Here is an 18285-nt window from a genome sequence, read left to right on the forward strand (position 1 = left end):
GACGGCGGGCCGCGATGAGGCGAGGGAGCAGCTCCGCGGTGCCGGACCGCCAGTGGATCCAGCCCGGCCCGGTGGACACCCTCCCGCGCATCCTGGCCAGGTCGAGGTCCTCCACGTTGAGCGCGAGCGCGGAGCCCACACCCGCCGCGCTCTCGTAGAGCAGCGTCCACAGGGCACGCTCGCGCGGGGCGACGCCCGGCCGTTGCCACAGCTCCTCGAAACGCCGCCGGTCGATGGGACTCGTACGTCCGCGGGGCTCCGGCCGACGCTCGATAGCGGCGGCCATGTCACCGGACGGGCGGCGCTGGGTGGTGGTCCAGGTGGAGAAGGAGCGGACGGCGCCTCGATGCCGGTTCCAGGTCGCGGCGGCGGCGGTCCCCCAGGCGGCGACGAAGGCCTCGGCGACCTGCTCGGCGGTCACGTCCGCCAGCGGGACGTCGTCCCCGAGGACACGGCGCAGCCTGCTCATGGTCTGGCCGTACGAGCGGACGGTCGCGGCGTCCAGGTCGTCACGGGCGAGGAAGGCGCTCGCGGCCTCGGCCAGGGTGACGACCGTACCCGGCGCAGTCCTCACAGCCGCCGCGGTCCCCCCGGCCTCGGTTCGGAGGGCGGCCTCGGTACGGACGGCGGTGGCGCAGGCTGCGGCGCGTTCCAGGAGGATCGTGCGTTCGGGCAGGTTGAGGGTAAGGGCGGCGGCGCGTTCGAACTCCCGCCTGGCCTCGGCGTGGCGGCCGAGCCTGGCCAGCAGGTCGCCGCGCACGCTCGGCAGGCGGTGGTAGCCCTTGAGCGCCGGTTCGGTGACCAGCGTGTCGGTGAGCGCCAGTCCCGCCTCGGGGCCGTGCGCCATGGCCAGCGCGACGGCGCGGTTGAGCTGCACGACCGGCGTGGGCAGCACCCGGGCGAGTGTCTCGTAGAGGGCGGCGATCTGCGCCCAGTCGGTGTCCTCCGCCGTGCGGGCCCGCGCGTGGCAGGCGGCGATGGCGGCCTGCAGGACGTACGGGCCGAGGGGACCGCCGGACTCTCGGGCGCGCAGCATGGCCGCGAAGCCCCGGCGGATGTGAAGCTGGTCCCAGCGTCCGCGGTTCTGCTCGTGCAGCGCGACTGGCTCCCCGGACGGGCCCGTCCGCGCGGCCAGCCGCGAGGTCTGGAGCTCCATCAGCGCGACCAGGCCGTGCACTTCGGCCTCGCCGGGCGCCAGTCCGGCCAGCAGCCGGCCGAGGCGCAGGGCCTCGTGGCAGAGATCCTTGCGCATCCAGCCGTCGCCGGCGGTCGCCGCGTACCCCTCGTTGAAGATGAGGTAGACGACTTCCAGGACGGACGACAGACGGTCCGCCCGGTCCGGCCCCTCGGGAACCTCGAAGGGAATCTTGAGGGTCGCGATGGTGCGCTTGGCCCGGACGACGCGTTGTGCGACGGTCGGCTCTGATACAAGGAACGCGCGCGCGATCTCCTCGGTGCGCAGGCCGCCGAGCAGCCGCAACGTCAGCGCCACCCGGGACTCGGCGGACAGCGCCGGGTGGCACGAGACGAACATCAGGCGCAGGACGTCGTCGCCCACCTCGCCGTCGAGGGCCGCGTCGAGGTCGTCCTCGGCGGTGTCCTGCCGCGTGGTGAGCTCGTGGGCGAGCAGCTCGTGCCCCCGGCCGAGCCGCTCGTCTCGCCGCAGCCGGTCGATGGCGCGTCGCTTGGCGACGGCCATGAGCCAGGCGCCCGGATTATCCGGGACACCCGACTCCGGCCACTGTTCGAGGGCGGCGAGGAGCGCGTCCTGCGCGAGCTCCTCGGCCTGCCCCACATCGCCCACCATCCGGACGAGCCCGGCGACGACCCTCGCCGACTCCATCCTCCAGACCGCGTCGACCGCGCGGTGGGCGTCCCCGGACGTCACGTGCTCGATCAGAGCACCCACCCGGCCGGACGCGCAAGCACCGATCAGCCCTCGGGGCCGAAGACCTGCTGGATGTCACCCTCACCGTCACCGATGATCTTCCAGAAGCGCCGGGTGAGCTCGATGGCCTCCTCCTTCGAGCGCGCATCGATCAGCGCGAAGCTGACGATCGCCTCCTTCGCCTCGGTGAACGGCCCGTCGGTGACGGTGATCTCGCCCCTCGATGCCGAGACGTGGGTGCCCGCCGGGTCCAGGCCGCCGGTCGCGAGCAGCACTCCCGCCTGGGTCATCTCCTCGATGAACGCGGCCATCTCGGCGTAGACCCTCTCGTCCGGGGGCGCCGCGTCGCCGGCCTTGGTCGTCATGAGGAATCGCATATCCGTATCTCCTTCTGGTGCCAGATGAACGGCCTTCGCCGGTCTCTGGCTACGCGTCGATCCGGCGCGGCGAGAATCGACACCACGCCATCTGACCAGGTCGCGAGCCTACATGTGACAGGGAATGCGATGTGACAGGGAATGCGAATGGCTTCCATCTCTTCGCAGCTCAGGGGCGTGATGGCACAGCGGCGTCGAGTTGCGGCCTTCCCGTTCGACGCGTCAGCAAGGCCGGGCTAACCGGCGTATCGAACGACACGGCGACGGACCTCCGTCGCTTGTCCAGAACGAACACAGCGACGGGCCTCCGTTCGTCCGAAAGGAGCACGACGGACCTCCGTCGCACGAAACGGACACGGCGCTGGATCACCGTCGTACGAGAGGAAGCAGCCATGACCGCCGTCCAGTCCGGCACCACCCTCCCCACCACCGCGACCCCCGGGACGCGCACCCTGCTCGCCTGCTCCACCGGCGCGGCCGTCCTCTTCTCGGTCGTGTCCCTGGCGCAGGCCTTCACCCGCGAGGGCTTCGACCTGCTCCGGCACCCGCTGAGCATGCTGAGCACCGGCGACCTCGGCTGGCTCCAGATCGCCAACTTCCTGGTGAGCGGCGCGCTCACGATCGCGGGAGCCGTCGGTTTCCGCCGCGTCATGCGCGGCACGCCCGGCGGTACGTGGGCGCCCCGCCTGATCCTGGTCAACGGCGTCACGATGATGACCGCCGGAGTCTTCGTCATGGACCCGGGCGACGGCTTTCCCGTGGGCACCCCGCTCGGCCAGGGGACCTCGATGAGCTGGCACGCCCTCATGCACATGGTCAGCGGCTCGATCGCGTTCACCGCGCTCATCGCCGCCTGCTTCGTCCTGGCTCGCCACTACTCTCGCGCCAGCCGCCCGGCCTTCGCCGCCGCCTCGCGGCTCAGCGGTCTGATCTTCGTCCTCGGCGACGGCTGGGCGATGTCAGGTGGGCACGCCGGCTCCCTGACCCTGGCCATCGGCGCGATCACCGGGATGGCCTGGGTCGGCGTGGCGGCACTCCAGATGCGGTCCGCACTGCGGTAGAGACACCCTGATGCAGGACCGTGCCCACACACTTCGGCCCGCCCGGCACCCGATTGACGGGTGGGCCGCCTGCTGCCCGCCCGCACTGTCCGCAACTCCGCAACGCGTCGAGTGGGGACCATCGGGCTAAGCGTCAGGCCGGTCTCCGCCGGCGAGCGAGGGGCTTCGGAGTTCGGCGGTCGTCTCTTCGACCTGCGGGCGTCGGTCCTAGAACCTTCTAGGGCTTGAGGTCGAGTTCGATGCGGTGGGAGGTGGTCAGGAAGCGTTCGACTCACGGGGGGCGCCGCGCCCCGAGTTCCCGCGCGAAATCCCGCGGCGACTGGAGGAACGCATGCGTAAGGGTGACCTGACGTCGGTACGAGAGCGCCTGGCGTCACTGTGGAGCAATGCGTTGGAGACTCGGTTGGAAACCAGTAGGAGGTCTCCTTGAGGGGCGACTCCGAGCGGTTCGCTTTCCTGACCGTGCCGGGCGCTGATGGATCCCGCGTGCAGAAGAGCCGGCCTGGGCGGGAATCACGGGCCCCTCGCTCGACCCAGCAGTACTTCCCGGAAACCCCTTGGACAGGGCCGTCTCATCGATCGGCAGGCGGGTGTTTCCAGAAGCATGCACAGTCCGTGGTGACCGCACCTACCGCCCACCCGGCACGCAATTGACGGGTGGGCCACCGGCTGCCCACCCCACACTGCCCACACCCCCACAACGGATCAGGTGGGAACCACCAGACGGGAACGCCAGGGCCCCCCGCCGGCGATAGAGCCGGACGAGGGCAGAGAGCCAGACGGGGGCATGGAGTCGGAGGAGGCAGAGAGCCAGACGGGGGCACGGAGTCGGAGGAGGCACAGAATCGGACGGAGGCAGAGAACCAGACGGGGGCACGGAGTGGGACGGAGGCAGAGAGTCGGGCGGGGGCGATTGGTCGCATCGCGGCCGGTCAAGCCAGGCCCAAGTCCCATCCAAGGGGTGTCGCCTAACGTCTCCCTGGACGCTCGACCTGGAGCGTCCAGGGGGTGAGATGCGTACGCAATCCGCACCTCAGTCTGACCGGCTTTCCACGGCGAAGTTCCAAGGAATCTCTCATGCAGATCGGATACACAGTCCCGCAGTACGGCGCCTTCGCCGACCCGGATTTCATCCGGCAGGCCAGCACGGATCTGGAGGCCATGGGCTACAACAGCCTGTGGGCGGGTGATCGAATCATGGTGCCGCTCGCACCCAGCGACCCCTACCCGGGAGGAGACGGCACGATACCCCCGGCCTTCTCGACGTTCTTCGACCCGCTGACCGCATTGACGCTGGCCGCCGTCAGCACGCGGGAGGTCCGGCTGGGAACCAGCACGCTCAACGCGTTGTGGCAACCGCCGGTCCTGCTCGCCCGCATGCTGACCTCGCTCGACCTGCTCAGCCGCGGACGGCTGGACGTCGGCATCGGCCTCGGATGGCTGCGTGACGAATACACCGCGACCGGGGTGCCCTGGGAGGGAAGGGGAGCCCGGCTCGAAGAGACGCTCGACGTGATGGAGGCCGCCTGGGGCAGCGAGGTGGTCGAGCACAAGGGCACGCTCTGGACCGTGCCGCCGTCGCACATCGACCTCAAGCCCTTCCAGCGCCCGCGCCCCCCGATCCTGCTCGCCGGTTACACGCCCCCGGCTCTGGAGAGGATCGGCCGGCGAGCCGACGGCTGGCTGTGCGTGCCGCTGCCCATGCCCTATCTGACCTCCCTGTGGGATGTGGCGCTGCAGAGCGCGGCACGTGCCGACCGGGATCCGTCGGCCCTGCGGATGGTGGTGCGCATCAATCCGATGATCACCGATTCTCCCGCGCCCGACGACCAGGTGCCGTACGTCGGAACCGTGCAGCAGATCGGTGACTACATGCTGGCCGTCGCCGAGGCCGGTGCCCACGAGGTGTTCGTCGACCTGCAGACGACGACGGCCTCTCGCGATCAGTTCATGGACGTCGCGCACCAGCTCATCACCAGGCTGCACGCCGGCTGATACCGCGCGCCCAGCCCACGCTCGGCACCGTGGCACCGCACGCATCCGGTTGGCCTGCTGACATGTCCACCCGGCATGTGGCGTTAGATGCCTTCCGCTGGATGGGAAGCACCGGCTCACCACCCACACGGGTGCCGGGCGGGTCGAACAACCGATCATCCCAACGCCGAACGTCGCCAACCGGTACGCCGACGAGCTTCGGCTGGGCTTCGTAGAGAAGGGCCCGTACCAGGGTGCGGACCCTTCGCTTGCCCAGGTTCAGGCGGACAGGCCGCCGAACTCGCCGTTCTTCACGCCCGTGCGGAACGCATCCCACTCAGCGGCGGTGAACCGCAACACCGGCCCGTACGGACGCTTGCTGTCACGGATCGCCATGCCCTTGCCGGACAACGAGGCGACCTCCACACACTCGCCACCGTTGTCGCCGCTGCGTGAGGACTTGACCCACCTGGCGTTCGTCAGGTCGTCCATTTCTGCACCACTCTCCTTGATCCGATTCCGCGCGGACGAGAAAGGTCGCCTCCGTTCGGAATGGCCCAGCGGGGACAGCTGCAAACATCGACCGGCCATTACGCCCTGAATCGCTTGGACGGAGTTCGCTTGTTGATCGGCGGGCAAGTATTTCCAGGCAGATGTACGGACCGTTCCCGCATTTATCGCCCGCCCGGCACCCAATTGACGGGTGAGCCACCCGCCACCCACCCACACCGCCCCCACCCCAACAACGCACCGAGTGCGACCCACCGAGCGAAGCGCCAGGCCGGTCTTCACCAGCAAGCCAGGGGTGCCCGATGGGGCAATGGACGCCTTGCTTGCAAGAAGTCACGACCTGGGCGGGCAGCACCGGCTCACCACCCACACGGGTGCCGGGCGGGACGAACAACCCGACCACCCCAACACCACGCTTCTCCACGCGACAAGCCGACCAGCCGACCAGCCGACCAGCCGCATGCTGAAGGGCCCGCACCCGGGAGGTGCGGGCCCTTCACTTGATTGCTTGGGCTCAGGCGGACAGGTCGCCGAACTCGCCGTTCTTCACGCCGTTGCGGAACGCGTCCCACTCAGCAGCGGTGAACCGCAACATCGGCCCGTACGGACGCTTGCTGTCACGTACCGCCATGCCGTTGCTGGACAACGAGGCGACCTCCACACACTCGCCACCGTTGTCGCCGCTGTAAGAGGACTTGACCCACTTAGCATTCGTCAGGTCGTCCATTTCTGTATCCACTCCTTGATCCGATTTAGTGATGCATCATGCGGTAGCGCGCTCGTTCGTACAGATTCGTACCGTATTTGGATGTCTCGTACTTCCTTGGGCTGGGCAACAACCTGCCCCTTACCGGCGGATTCTAGATAGGCGACTTCGCGGCCGTCGCGCAGCTGTGCGAGGAAGAAGCCTCCCAGCAATCCTGCGGTGCAGGAAGCGACCACCGGGACTATCTGTAGCGTGACACATGGATGCTCGGCCATAGTCAAGAGGTGTTTCAGCTGCCCTTCCATGACGGCCGAACCGCCTATGGGCCGCTGGAGGACCACCTCGTCCAGCACGGCCCACATCATAGGGGGATGCTTGCGCGCGAAGAGGGCTTGTCGATCGAGTCGAGCCTCCACTGCCTTGTCGACCTCTTCGGGTGACGTGCCGGGCCTTCCGAGGAAGATGGCCCGCGCGTAGTCGGCCGTCTGGAGAAGACCGGGAACGAGATTCGGCTGCGACGTGCGCAGCGTCACCGCCTGCTGCTCCGCCTCCAGCCACGGGTAGAACCAGCGCTGGTTCCCGTCGGATCGGCATAGCTCCCACACCTGGAGTAATGCCCCATTAACTCCCAGAGCCGCGTCACACTGCTCGACGAACCCGCGTTGCTGCGGCAGGCGGAGCCCCCTTTCGATGGCCCCCATCGCCGCTCCGGTGTAACCGATCCTGCGCCCCAGCTCGGACTGGGTGACTCGCACTTCCTGACGGAGTCTTCGCAGCTCGAACCCGAAACGGGCTGCCGGCGAGGTCTCCGGATTGGTCGTCGGTCGTCGCGGCACCTGACCTCCACGCAACGGAATGCAACTTGATGCGATGGGGCACAACAACGGAATCACTACGTTGTTGTCACCATTCCCTTACGCAGGGTAGAGGTTCGGCGGCAACCTTGGAAAGGCCAATCGAAACCGTCAACGAAATGGTGGCCGCCATGCCACAGGAAATCACCCTGCATAAGATTCCGCATCACAAAAAATTCGTACAACCCGCCCAGGACACCGAAATCGTCCCGAACGCGGTGAATCGCGAGACCGTACGCCGCGCCCGCGAGACCGTACGCCGGTCCGTCGAGACCGAGATGGCGTGGCAGCGCGCCGTACGCCAGATGCGGGCGTGGGGCCTTTCACGCGTGGACCTCGACGACGCGGCCAGGGTGCTCGGCCGGCTTCCCCTCACCGACGACGAATGGGCGGAGATCCATGAAGCCAGATGAGACCGTCTCCGAGGGCAGGGCGAACGAGGACGCCGACCTGCTCGCCATCCTGCACCGCCATCTGGCCGGTGAAGGCATCCGGTGCCACATCTTCAAAAGGGTGCGGCTCGCGATCGGCACCGAAACCATCCCACCGCAGCGCGCCTACAACCCCACGGAGATGATCGTCTACGGCGCGGACGCGAAGGGGCGGGCGAAGGTCACCGTACGCACGAGACTGTGGGGCACGGCCATCATGATCACTCCTGCGGGGGACATGCCGGAGTTCCAGTTCCCCGTGCAACAGGTCGCCGAAATCCTCCGCTGGCTCCGCCTGCTGGCCCAGGACGACCTCAGCCTTGGGGACTGCCATCCACACCCCTGAGATCGGGTAATCACCACACCATCGTCACGCCGACGATGCCCGTGTCCACCCCGCCGCACAACAGCTGTAGCGATATTCCCTTTATATCGGCAAATAGCCGCCGGATTTAAATCTTCCGCATGTCGGACAATAAGCACGGCGCCATGAATACGTACAGTCGGAAACAATGGCGCATCGTGTACTACGCGTCTGGACGGAGCAATACCAAAAACAGAGGACAGCTTTATGATATATATCAGTCGCCGTCGCGCCGTGCCGCGAAATACCGCCCGTTCCTGGCTGGCCGCGACTCTCACGGCCATCGTCGCCATGGGGCTCGTCGTCGCGACGCCACACGCCGCCGGGGCGGCGCAGGCCCCGGTGGGGCTCGGCACGGCCACCAGCTACGCGGTTCTCGCCGGCTCCACGGTCACCAACACCGGCCCCACCGTGGTCACCGGAGATCTCGGATTGAGTCCCGGTTCGGCGGTGACCGGGTTCCCGCCCGGCGCCGTGATCGGAAGCGTCCACGTGGCCGACGCCGCCGCCGTACAGGCCCAGGTCGACCTGACCACCGCCTACAACGACGCCGCGGGCCGTACTCCCGTCACCGTGGTGCCCACGGAGCTCGGCGGGACCACCTTGACGCCAGGTGTCTACAGCTCCGCCGCGGGCACCCTGGGGATCACGGGGAACCTGACCCTCGACGCCCAAGGCGACCCGAACGCGGTCTTCATCTTCAAGGCGGCCTCGACCCTCATCACCGCGTCCGCCAGCACGGTGACCCTTGTCGGGGGTGCCCAGGCGTGCAACGTCTTCTGGCAGGTCGGCAGCTCGGCCACTCTGGGGACGAGTTCCAGCTTCGTCGGGACGATCCTGGCGCTCACGTCGATCACCGTGAACAACGGCGTGACCGTGAACGGCCGGCTGCTCGCCCGCAACGGCGCCGTCACCCTGAACTCGGACAACATCACGCGGTCCGACTGCCTGATCCCGCCTGACAGGACGACCAACACCACGCTGACCTCGTCGTCACCCACGGCTCAGGTGGGAAATCCGGTCACGTTCACCGCGAAGGTGACATCCACGTCCGGACCCATCCCCATGGGCACGGTCAATTTCACCTCCGACGGAACGAGCATCGGTACTGTCCCCCTGGACGCGAGCGGCAACGCGTTGTTGACCGTCTCGAACCTGCCCGTCGGCACACACCAGATCGTCGCCACCTATTCGGGCTCGGGGCAGTTCAATTCCAGCACCTCACCGACGTTGACCCAGGTCATCGTCAGCGGCCCCATCCCGCCCACTCCTCCGCCCACCCCCACACCGACCCCCACGCCGGCACCGACGCCGGCACCGACGCCGACGCCGGCACCGACGCCGACACCGACGCCGACGCCGACACCGACCGTCGTGCCCTGCTCGGTGGCGAAGGGCAACGAGGAGGAATGCAAGGAAGACCAGGCAGACGAAGGGAAGCCGGCGAACGCGAACCAGGCCAAGGCCCGCGATCACAAACGGCGGGAATGGGACCGCAGGCACCACCGCAGGGAGCACGGTCGCCTGGTGACCATCCGGACGCTCCACACCCTTCACGGAGTGATCAGTGAAGGTGGGCACGGAGGCCACCACAGCACCCATGGGAACCGGTCCGCACATCACAAGGGCCATCATCACGTCTATCACAAGGCCCAGAAGCACAAGCGCCCGCACTTCCACGTGCACCACAAGAAGCACCCGAAAGAGCGCGCCAGAATCGCCATAACCGGCTGACCCACCGACCAATGACACTGGGCCCCGCTCTCTGAAGGGACGGGGCCCTCGTGCATCAACGGGTGAGTACCCCTTGGGAGATCAGTAGGGAAGATCCGCCCCTTCGGCGACTTCCATGATCCTCCGACGGCCTTCGGCACGGTGCTCACGACGTTCCTGGAACTCCAAGACATCTGCCAGTCGGACCAGACGGTGACTGCTGCCAGGCAAACGCTGGGAAGGGATCTCCCCTTCGTCCAGCAAGCGCGTGACAAATGGGCGCGACAGACCGAGCAACTGGGCGACCTCATTCGGGGTCAGACGGGTCTCAACCGGAAGGGTGAAGACTGCGTTGCCCTTCGCAAGGTCGTGAGCCGCAGCCACCACGAGACTCACGAGTGATTCGGGCAGCACGATGTCACCGCCCTCGGGCCTGCGAAGCACCAGTTGGGCATGCAGTGCGGCAGCGGCAGTCTCAAGATCAGCAAGTAGCTCACGGTCGCCGCTGTCTGCTTCGACACGTGTAGCGCCGGCCAGAACACCCGTACGAGGCATGGTCACCTCCACCACCAAGAGGATATCTGAAATAACTGTAACTCGGGAAGCAGCAAAGCGCCATCTCTGGGCCGCCGCCCGACGAGCGGACCGCCGGCTTCAAGCCATTCGGCCTCGGCCCTGCGGTTGCCGCGTTAGCCGACTTGGCGGGGGGCTGGATGGCCCGGCAGGCCCTTGGAAATTCTGCCCGAGCCGAAGGCGAGGCCCTTTGTGCAGGCGCAGGACGTTCCAACCTTCATCGGCCCACCCGGCACCCGAGTGACGGGTGGGCCACCTGCCGCCCACCCAAATCGTTGCCCACACCCACAGGCACACGCGCCGGCTTCCTCACAGGTTGGATACCTCACAGGGCCTAAGGCGTGATCAACGTAAGGCCGTGGTGAGTGTTGAAGTCCTCGAAATCCTTGACGTTCAACGTGGCGAGGGGAAGTCCATGTGTCAGGCAGCAGGCCGCGATCCACATATCGTTCATCGGGCGGGGACGACCGCGCTTCACCGCGGCGGCACCGAGCTTGCCCCAGGTCACGGCGATGTCCTCATCTCCGGGTAGAACTGGAACGCCACTGAGCCATTCGGTCAGAGCACCACGGCTCCGTGTGCCCCAATCGCGAATTTCCATCCACTTCGTCGGCTCCGCCAGCGTCACAAATGTGATCAGCGGAACGGCCCCCGCCAGCTTGGCTGCCAGAGACACCGGAAGTCTGCGCTTGTGGATCAGAGAGGAGGCGTCAGTGTCCAAGACGACAGGCGACATGGTCAACGGGCGCGTTACGCGATGTCGGAGTGACGCTCGGCATAGATGAAGGCCAGAAAGTCGTCCAGCTCCTCATCACTTTCGAAGGTGTCGGCGGCGAGTTCATGGACAGAACAGATCGGCCGTGCGTGCTTGGCTCTGATCAACTCGTCGACCGAGGTCTTCTTCCGGACAGGCGGCAAGATCGGGTGATCCGGCTGACTCTCACTCATGATGTCCCCCCGCCGCTCGCCTGCTTCTTCAGAGTACGGCTCACGCCAAGTGATCGCATGGCTTTTCTCGGTCAACTTTCCTCGGGGACCGGCTCGATCAGCGCTGCCCGAGCCGGAGGCGAGGACCTTATCTGTCTTCGGGGACCGACTCGATCAGGCGGACGAGGCCTCTGGCGTCGAGGAGGTCGACGGGGCGTACGGTCTCGTTGGCGCGGACGTAGTGGAAGGCGGCGCCGACCTTCGGGAGCGGGACCCCCGCCAGATGGGCCCAGGCCAGCCGGTAGGCCGCGAGCTGGACGGCGGAGGCCCTGGCCGCCTGCCCGCGTGGGCGCTCCCCCGTCTTCCAGTCGACCACCACGTAGCCGTCGCCGTCGGTGAAGACGGCGTCCATGCGGCCCCGGACGAGCCGGTCGGCGATCATGGTCTCGAAGGGGATCTCCAGGTCGACCGGCTCCAGGGACGCCCACTGGCTCTCCTCGAACCGGGCCTGCAGCTCGGCGAGCTGGGTGTCGACTCCGGAGAGGTCGTCGGAGGCGCCGGGCAGCTCGAAGTCGTCGATCAGGCGCTGCTGTCCCCACCGTCCCTCCAGCCAGCGGTGGAAGGCCGTGCCTCTGCGGGCGAGCGGCGCGGGCTTGTGGGGCAGCGGGCGGCGGATCTGCCGCGCCAGCGCGGCCTGGTCGGCCGCCAGGGTCACCAGCGACGAGACGGTCAGGTGGGCGGGCAGCTCCACGACGGCCCCGCCGCGACGCCTGGACTGGTCGCGCTCCTTCAGCAGCAGCTCCGTGTCCCGCGCCCAGGCCCGCACCCGTTCCTGCTCCCAATCCTTCATGGAGTTCGATGCCTGCACGGGAGCCGCGGGGTCCGGCAGCGGGGTGATGCCGCTGATGGCGTTCAGGACCAGGTCGGCGCCGCTCTGGATGGCGTCGTATCGCTCGCCCTCGGGCGTGGCCGGCCACTGCTCGGCCGGAGGCTCGGCCAGCAGGGGGTTCGCGGCCTCGTCCTCGATCTCCGGAGCCCAGTAGGCCACCTGCCCGGACGCCTCGCGGATCTCCAGCAGGAAGTCGGAGGGGTCGAGCGGCCGCGCGGCCGACCCCCACCGGTAGCCGGAGGCGATCAGCAGGTAGTGCGCCCGCGTGACGGCGACGTAGGCGAGGCGGCGCTCCTCCATCAGGTCGCGCTCGCGGCAGAGCTCGTCGAACTCCGCCAGGTCGTCCTTCTCCAGGCCGTTCAGCACCGGCAGGTCGTCCCGGTCGCCCCGCAGGGAGTACGGCAGCTTGCGGGGGTTCTCGGTCCACCGGGAGTTGGTTACGGGCGTGGCGGGGAAGACGCTGCCCTTGGCCAGGGCGCCCTTCTGCGTGGTGAGCTGCGAGAGCCCCGGCACGATGACGACCGGCCACTCCAGCCCCTTGGAGGCGTGCACGGTCATCAGCTTGACGCTGTTGGTCTCGCCGACCCGCCCGGCCTCCAGGCCGAACTCCTCGGACTCCGCCGCCTTGAGATAGGCGAGGAACGCCCCCAGCGTCGGGTCCTCGGCGTCGCCGGCGAAGCGCGACGCGGCGTCGAGGAAGGCGTCCAGGTCGGCGCGGGCGGTGAGCGGCCCGCCGCCCCTCGCCGCAACTTCGACGTCCAGGCCGAGCCGCCGCTCGATCTCGGCGATCAGGTCGGGAAGCGGCTGGCCGGTGTGCGCCCGCAGGACGCGCAGCTCCTGGGCCAGGCGCGGCAGGCGAGCGCGGGCGAGCGGCGAGAAGGGCTCCAGCCACTCGGGCCGGTCGGGCAGCTCGTCCAGGGCGTCGACCAGGCTGCCGCGCTCCTCGGCCATGTCGGCGACGACCTGGTCCAGCGGGTCGTCCCCGGCCGGGCCGCCCCGGGCGGCGACGGTCAGCTCTCTGGCCCGGTCTCCGAGCACCTTCAGGTCGGCCGGGCCGATGCGCCAGCGCGGCCCGGCGAGCAGCCGTACGAGCGCGTCACCGGCGGTCGGCTCGTACAGCACGCGCAGCGTCGCGACGAGGTCGGCGACCTCGGGGACGGTCAGCAGGCCGCCGAGCCCGACCACCTCGACCGGGATGTCCCGCGCCTCAAGGGCCCGCCGGAGCGCCGGGAACTGCGCGCGCTTGCGGGCCAGGATGGCGATGTCCTGTGGTTGCAGGGCCATCGCGCCGCCCCAGGTGCCGCCCGCCTTGACCTTCTCGCGGAGCTTGTCGCGCTCGCCCTCGCCCCACGGCAGGCCGTCGGGCGCGACCTCCCTGCCGAGCATGCGCACCACGCCGTCGGCGATCCAGGCGGCCTCGTCCTCGGCGGTCTGGTGGAACGCGGACACGACCCTTCCGCGCCCGACGCGGTTCGTGCCCGGCACGAGCACGGGCACCTCCCGCGCCTCCTCGCGGAGGGGGACCTGCACCCGGGCGGCGACGTCGAGGACCCGTTCGCCGTTGCGGAAGCTGACCGACAGCCGGCGCACGGGGGCGGGCTCGCCGGTCGTGGTGGGGAAGTCGTGCACGAACCGCTTGAGGTTGCCCGACGAGGCGCCGCGCCAGCCGTAGATGGACTGGCAGGGGTCGCCCACGGCGGTCACCGGGTGGCCGCCGCCGAACAGCGCGCGCAGCAGCACGAGCTGGGCGTGGCTGGTGTCCTGGTACTCGTCGAGGAGGACGACCGAGAACCTGCCGCGCTCGATCGCGCCGACCTCGGGGTGCCGGTCGGCGATGCGGGCGGCGAGCGCCATCTGGTCGCCGTAGTCGATGACCTCGCGGCTGCGCTTGAGCCGGTTGTACGCGTCGACCATGGGGAGGAACTGCTCGCGGATGTCCTGCGTGCGCACCGGGCGGCGCTGCGCGAGCGTCGGCCTGCCGCCGAGCCGGGCGAAGCGCTCGTCCAGCCAGTGGCCCACCTCGCGCACCTCGTCGGGGGTGCGCAGGTGCTCCGACAGCTCGCCCGCGAGGTCGAGCACGGCCGCCGTGACCGAGGGCGGCGCGAGGTCGACGCGGTCCATGGGGCCGTCGTACCGGCCGACCACGCGGGCCGCCATCTGCCAGGAGATGGCCGGGCTCACCAGCCGCATGGTCGGCTCCAGCGCCTCGCGGAGCGCGTGGTCGGTGACCAGCCGCGCGGCGTACGCGTGGTAGGTGGACACGGTCGGCTCGGCGTCGAGCAGCTCGGGCGGGGCGAGCCCGACCTCGGCGAGCCGGGTGAGCCGCTTGCGCACCCGGGCGGCCAGCTCCGCGGCGGCCTTGCGGGTGAAGGTCAGGCCGAGGACGCGCTCGGGGCGCACCAGCCCGTTGGCGACCAGCCAGACGACCCTGCCCGCCATGGTCTCGCTCTTGCCGGAGCCCGCGCCGGCGACCACCACCATCGGCTCCCTCGGCGCCTCGATGACGGCGGCCTGCTCGGGGGTGGGCGGCGGGATGCCGAGCTTCTCGGCCAGCTCGATCGGGCCGATCAGGGCCGGGCGGGTGGTCTCCGCGGCGGATTCGGCCTCGGGGCCCGGCGGGGTGGGGCCTAGCAAACCTGGCCCCCGCTGTCGTTGACCGGGCAGCTCACCTTGGCGGCGCAGGTGCGGCAGCCGTCGTTGACCTTGGCGGTGAAGACCCCGGCTGCCATGCCGGTGGCCACGGTGTCGACCAGCTCGCGCGCCCACTCGGGCTGAGGGTCCTCGCCGAGCGCGCCCTGCCGCTGCTCCTTGGCGACCTTGGCCTCCTTGCCGGCCGCCTTGCCGACCTGGACGAGCGCGGCGCCGCCGGGCTCGGTCATGCCGTGGCGCTCGAAGGCCCCGAGAAGCGTGGCGAGCTGGTAGACCCCGAGCTGCGGGTGGCGGTCGAGCTCGGCGTCGGGCGGCTTGGCGGTGCCGGTCTTGAGGTCGATGATCACGGCACGGCCCTCGCCGTCGCGCTCGACGCGGTCGACGCGGCCGCGGATCTGCACGCCGTCGGACAGGACGGCCGTGAAGGCGTCCTCGACCGCGACCAGCTCTCTGGGGTTCTGCTCGTGCCAGGAGAGGAACCGGGCGACCATCTGCTCGGCCACCTTGCGCTGCTTGCGGTTGAACCAGACCCCGCCGAAGTCGAGCTCGTCCCAGACCTCGTCGAGCCGCTTGCCGAGCGTGTCGCCCGCCTGCCCGGCCACGGCGAGCACGGCGATCGCGTGGATGACGCTGCCGAGGCTGCGGGACATGTCGGTGCCCGAGGCCCCGACGGCCGTCTCGAGCAGCCAGCGCAGCCCGCACTTGGTGAAGCTCTCGACCGCGGAAGGAGAGACCCGGACGATGTTCTCCGGCCAGCTCAGCGGGCGGTCGTCGGAGATCGGCGTGAGCGCGTACCACTCGTCGGGGTGGGCTCCCGGGACGCCGGCGCGGGCCAGCCGCGCCAGGTGCCCGGCGGCGGCCGTGCGCATGGGCTCGGGCCTGGTCGGATCGCACACGGCCGATCGCAGGTCGGCGACCAGCGCGGACATGCTCAGCCAGCGGGCCCGGTCGTCGACCGCGGCCTCCTCGACGGCCCCGGGGAGCAGCTCTGACAGGAACCGGGACGGCCGCTCGTCGGTGTCCTCGCCGCCGACCGCGGTGACCACCAGGCGGCGGCGGGCGCGCGTGGCGGCCACGTAGAACAGGCGGCGCTCCTCGGCGAGCAGCTTGGAGGCGAGGGCGGCCCCGGCGGCGTCGGCCCCGTCGAGCACGGAGCCCTCCGACAGCTCGACCAGCTCCTCGACGCCGAGCAGCGACCCGCGCAGGCGCAGGTCGGGCCAGACGCCCTCCTGCACGCCCGCGACCACCACGACGTCCCACTCGAGGCCCTTGGAACGGTGGGCGGTCAGGATGCGCACGGCGTCGCCGTCCGGCGCGTGCTCGGCGAGCGAGTCGCCGGGGATCTCCTGGGAGACCAGGTCGTCCAGGAAGACCTCGGGGCCGGCGTGCGGAAGGCGGTCGACGAAGCGCGCGGCGTAGTCGAACAGGGCCACCACCGCGTCGAGGTCACGGTCGGCCTGGGCTCCCTTGGCCCCGCCCGCGAGGCTCATGTCCGTCCAGCGCTCGGCCAGGCCGGACGCCTGCCAGATCGCCCACAGCGCCTCCTCGGCGGTGTCGCCCCTGCTCACGGCCTCGCGGGCGGCGGTGACCAGGGCGGCGACGCGCTGGGCGCAGGCGCCGACGTGCGGCTCGATCGGGATGAGCTCGCGCGCGTCGCGCACGGCGGCGACCAGCAGCTCGTCGGACGATCGCGGCGGCAGCGACATCGGGCCGGCCGGAAGCGCCGCCGCCGCCAGCTCGGCGATGCGCAGCGCGCGGCGCAGGCGGCGCACGCCTATCGTGTCCGTGCCGCCCAGCGGGCCGGTGAGCAGCTCCTCGGCCGTGGCGACGTCGAGCGTGGCCGGATGGAGCGCCACGCGCAGCAACGTGACGAGCTGCCGCACACCGGGCTCCTGGATGAGGGGCACCTCGTCGCCCGCCACCACGACCGGCACCCCCGCGGTGAGCAGCGCGCGGCGCAGCATGGGCACCTGGCGGCTGGCGGACCGCACCAGCACGGCCATGCGTGACCAGGGCACCCCTTCGAGCAGGTGCGCCCGGCGCAGCGTGTCGGCGACGACGGCGGCCTCCTGGGTCTCGCTGTCGGCGAGCAGGACCCGCACCTGGCCCGCGTCGGCGCTCTCGACGGGAAGCAGGTCGCGGTGGTCGCCACGGGTGCGGCCCGCGCCCGGAGGCACCGGCAGGCGCGACGCGACGCGACGGGAGGCGGTCAGGAGCTCGGGGCCGCTGCGGCGGCAGACCCGCAGCGCCACGACGGGCGCCTCCTGGCCGTCCAATGTGCGGAACCTCTCGGGGAAGCTCAGGATGCCGCGCACGTCGGCGCCGCGGAAGCCGTAGATCGACTGGTCGGGGTCGCCGACGGCCACCAGGTCGCGGCCGTCCCCGGCGAGCTGCTGGAGCAGGAACTCCTGCGCGGGGTCGGTGTCCTGGTACTCGTCGACGAACACCACGTCGTAGGCGGCCCGCTCGCGCGCCCGTACGTCGACGTCGGTGAGCAGGGCGGCGGCGGCGCGGATCAGCTCGGCGTAGTCGAGCGCGGGGCTCGGGTCGAGGTCGAACCTGTCGGCGTAGCGGTACGCGAACCGGCCGGCCGCGACCCAGTCGGAACGGCCGTGCTCGCGGCCCAGCACGACGAGGTCCTCGCCGTCGAGGCCGCGCTCGGCGCCGCGCGCCAGGAAGTCGCGCAGCTCCTCGGCGAACCCGCGGGTCTTCAGCGCCTCGCGCATGCTGGAGGGCCACTGCCGCGCGCCGTCCTCCAGCTCGCCGTGGAGCAGGCGGCGTATCTCCAGGAGCTGCTCGGGACCGGTCAGCAGGCGCGGGGGCGGCTCGCCCGCGAGGACGGCCTCACGGCGCAACAAGGCGTAGGCATAGCTGTGGAACGTGAGCGCGAGCGGTGTGCGCGTGGTGCGGCGCATGCGGCCGGTGATACGCTCGCGCAGCTCTTCGGCGGCCTTGCGGCTGAACGTGAGCACCAGCACCCGCTCGGGGTCGGCTCCGCGCCGCTCGACGCGGTCGACGACGCTCTCGACGATCGTGGTGGTCTTGCCGGTGCCGGGGCCCGCGAGCACGAGCAACGGGCCGCCCTCGTGGCGCACCACCGCCCGTTGGTGCTCGTCGAGAGCAGGGGGCATCGCCTGCCCCGTGCTTCCCCGCCGCACCAGACGGTAGGCCTGACCACTCACAACACGCTATTCCACCAGACCACACGGGTAGATCGTGCCGACTCGACCGTACGGTGCGTGTGTCGATCTCCGCCGAGGACGACAAAACACGTTACCCGGGGGGTTGCTCCGGCCTCCTGGAGTGACACGGCACACAGCCGGAAAAGCCTTCGGTGGACGTCGTACGCCGCGCCCGCTCCTCCCATCT

Annotated in this window: 14 protein-coding genes and 1 pseudogene; 5 read left to right on the forward strand and 10 right to left on the reverse strand. The window is 69.9% G+C overall.

All coding sequences use genetic code 11. The features are described 5' to 3' along the window. Window positions 1–634: 634 nt before the first annotated feature. Both ACOZ38_RS40295 and ACOZ38_RS40300 read right to left on the reverse strand, forming a co-directional pair. A pseudogene (locus tag ACOZ38_RS40295) lies at window positions 635–1888 on the reverse strand (RNA polymerase sigma factor); the annotation flags it as partial. Between the two features lie 44 nt (window positions 1889–1932). Next, the gene (locus tag ACOZ38_RS40300) at window positions 1933–2265 is read right to left on the reverse strand and encodes a YciI family protein (RefSeq protein WP_424536144.1); all 333 of its coding nucleotides are present in this window, start codon (window positions 2263–2265) and stop codon (window positions 1933–1935) included. Window positions 2266–2657: 392 nt separating this feature from the next. Between ACOZ38_RS40300 and ACOZ38_RS40305 the strand changes: the two genes are divergently transcribed. Then, window positions 2658–3326, forward strand: coding sequence for a DUF998 domain-containing protein (locus ACOZ38_RS40305; RefSeq protein WP_424536145.1), 669 nt, complete (start codon window positions 2658–2660; stop codon window positions 3324–3326). Window positions 3327–4403: 1077 nt separating this feature from the next. Further along, window positions 4404–5321 carry a TIGR03619 family F420-dependent LLM class oxidoreductase gene (locus ACOZ38_RS40310; protein WP_424536146.1) on the forward strand — a complete coding sequence of 306 codons (918 nt, stop codon included), beginning with the start codon at window positions 4404–4406 and terminating at the stop codon, window positions 5319–5321. 258 nt (window positions 5322–5579) lie between these two features. On the opposite strand, the gene ACOZ38_RS40315 is transcribed toward ACOZ38_RS40310, so the two are convergent. The 3 genes from ACOZ38_RS40315 to ACOZ38_RS40325 form a co-directional block, all read right to left on the reverse strand. Next, window positions 5580–5792: a DUF397 domain-containing protein gene (locus ACOZ38_RS40315; RefSeq protein ID WP_424536147.1), complete on the reverse strand. Its 213-nt coding sequence runs from the start codon at window positions 5790–5792 to the stop codon at window positions 5580–5582. Between the two features lie 532 nt (window positions 5793–6324). Further along, window positions 6325–6537, reverse strand: a complete 213-nt coding sequence (locus ACOZ38_RS40320) for a DUF397 domain-containing protein (protein WP_424536148.1) — start codon at window positions 6535–6537, stop codon at window positions 6325–6327. Then, complete coding sequence (locus ACOZ38_RS40325) at window positions 6525–7352, reverse strand: helix-turn-helix domain-containing protein (protein ID WP_424536149.1); 828 nt, start codon at window positions 7350–7352, stop codon at window positions 6525–6527. Before ACOZ38_RS40325 ends, ACOZ38_RS40320 begins: the two co-directional genes overlap by 13 nt. 137 nt (window positions 7353–7489) lie before the next feature. On the opposite strand from ACOZ38_RS40325, the gene ACOZ38_RS40330 reads away from it, so the two are divergent. The 3 genes from ACOZ38_RS40330 to ACOZ38_RS40340 all read left to right on the forward strand — a co-directional run bounded on the left by ACOZ38_RS40330 (window position 7490) and on the right by ACOZ38_RS40340 (window position 9899). Then, on the forward strand, window positions 7490–7783 hold the full coding sequence (locus tag ACOZ38_RS40330) for a hypothetical protein (protein ID WP_424536150.1): 294 nt from the start codon (window positions 7490–7492) through the stop codon (window positions 7781–7783). Continuing rightward, complete coding sequence (locus ACOZ38_RS40335; protein WP_424536151.1) at window positions 7770–8147, forward strand: hypothetical protein; 378 nt, start codon at window positions 7770–7772, stop codon at window positions 8145–8147. Before ACOZ38_RS40330 ends, ACOZ38_RS40335 begins: the two co-directional genes overlap by 14 nt. Window positions 8148–8399: 252 nt before the next feature. Next, window positions 8400–9899, forward strand: coding sequence for an ice-binding family protein (locus ACOZ38_RS40340; protein ID WP_424536152.1), 1500 nt, complete (start codon window positions 8400–8402; stop codon window positions 9897–9899). 81 nt (window positions 9900–9980) lie between these two features. On the opposite strand, the gene ACOZ38_RS40345 is transcribed toward ACOZ38_RS40340, so the two are convergent. From ACOZ38_RS40345 to ACOZ38_RS40365, 5 genes are all read right to left on the reverse strand, one after another. Next, entirely contained in the window at window positions 9981–10445 is a 465-nt protein-coding gene (locus ACOZ38_RS40345) for a helix-turn-helix domain-containing protein (protein WP_424536153.1), read from the reverse strand. 340 nt (window positions 10446–10785) lie between these two features. Beyond that, window positions 10786–11172 carry a type II toxin-antitoxin system VapC family toxin gene (locus tag ACOZ38_RS40350; protein WP_424536154.1) on the reverse strand — a complete coding sequence of 129 codons (387 nt, stop codon included), beginning with the start codon at window positions 11170–11172 and terminating at the stop codon, window positions 10786–10788. Window positions 11173–11201: 29 nt separating this feature from the next. After that, entirely contained in the window at window positions 11202–11474 is a 273-nt protein-coding gene (locus ACOZ38_RS40355) for a hypothetical protein (protein ID WP_424536155.1), read from the reverse strand. Window positions 11475–11526: 52 nt separating this feature from the next. Next, window positions 11527–14838, reverse strand: coding sequence for an ATP-dependent helicase (locus ACOZ38_RS40360; RefSeq protein WP_424537176.1), 3312 nt, complete (start codon window positions 14836–14838; stop codon window positions 11527–11529). Window positions 14839–14894: 56 nt separating this feature from the next. Further along, a complete protein-coding gene (locus ACOZ38_RS40365) occupies window positions 14895–18047 on the reverse strand; it encodes an ATP-dependent helicase (RefSeq protein WP_424537177.1) in 3153 nt (1050 codons plus the stop codon). Window positions 18048–18285: the final 238 nt, after the last annotated feature.

Source organism: Sphaerisporangium viridialbum (assembly GCF_049674955.1).
GTDB classification, from domain to species: domain Bacteria; phylum Actinomycetota; class Actinomycetes; order Streptosporangiales; family Streptosporangiaceae; genus Sphaerisporangium; species Sphaerisporangium viridialbum.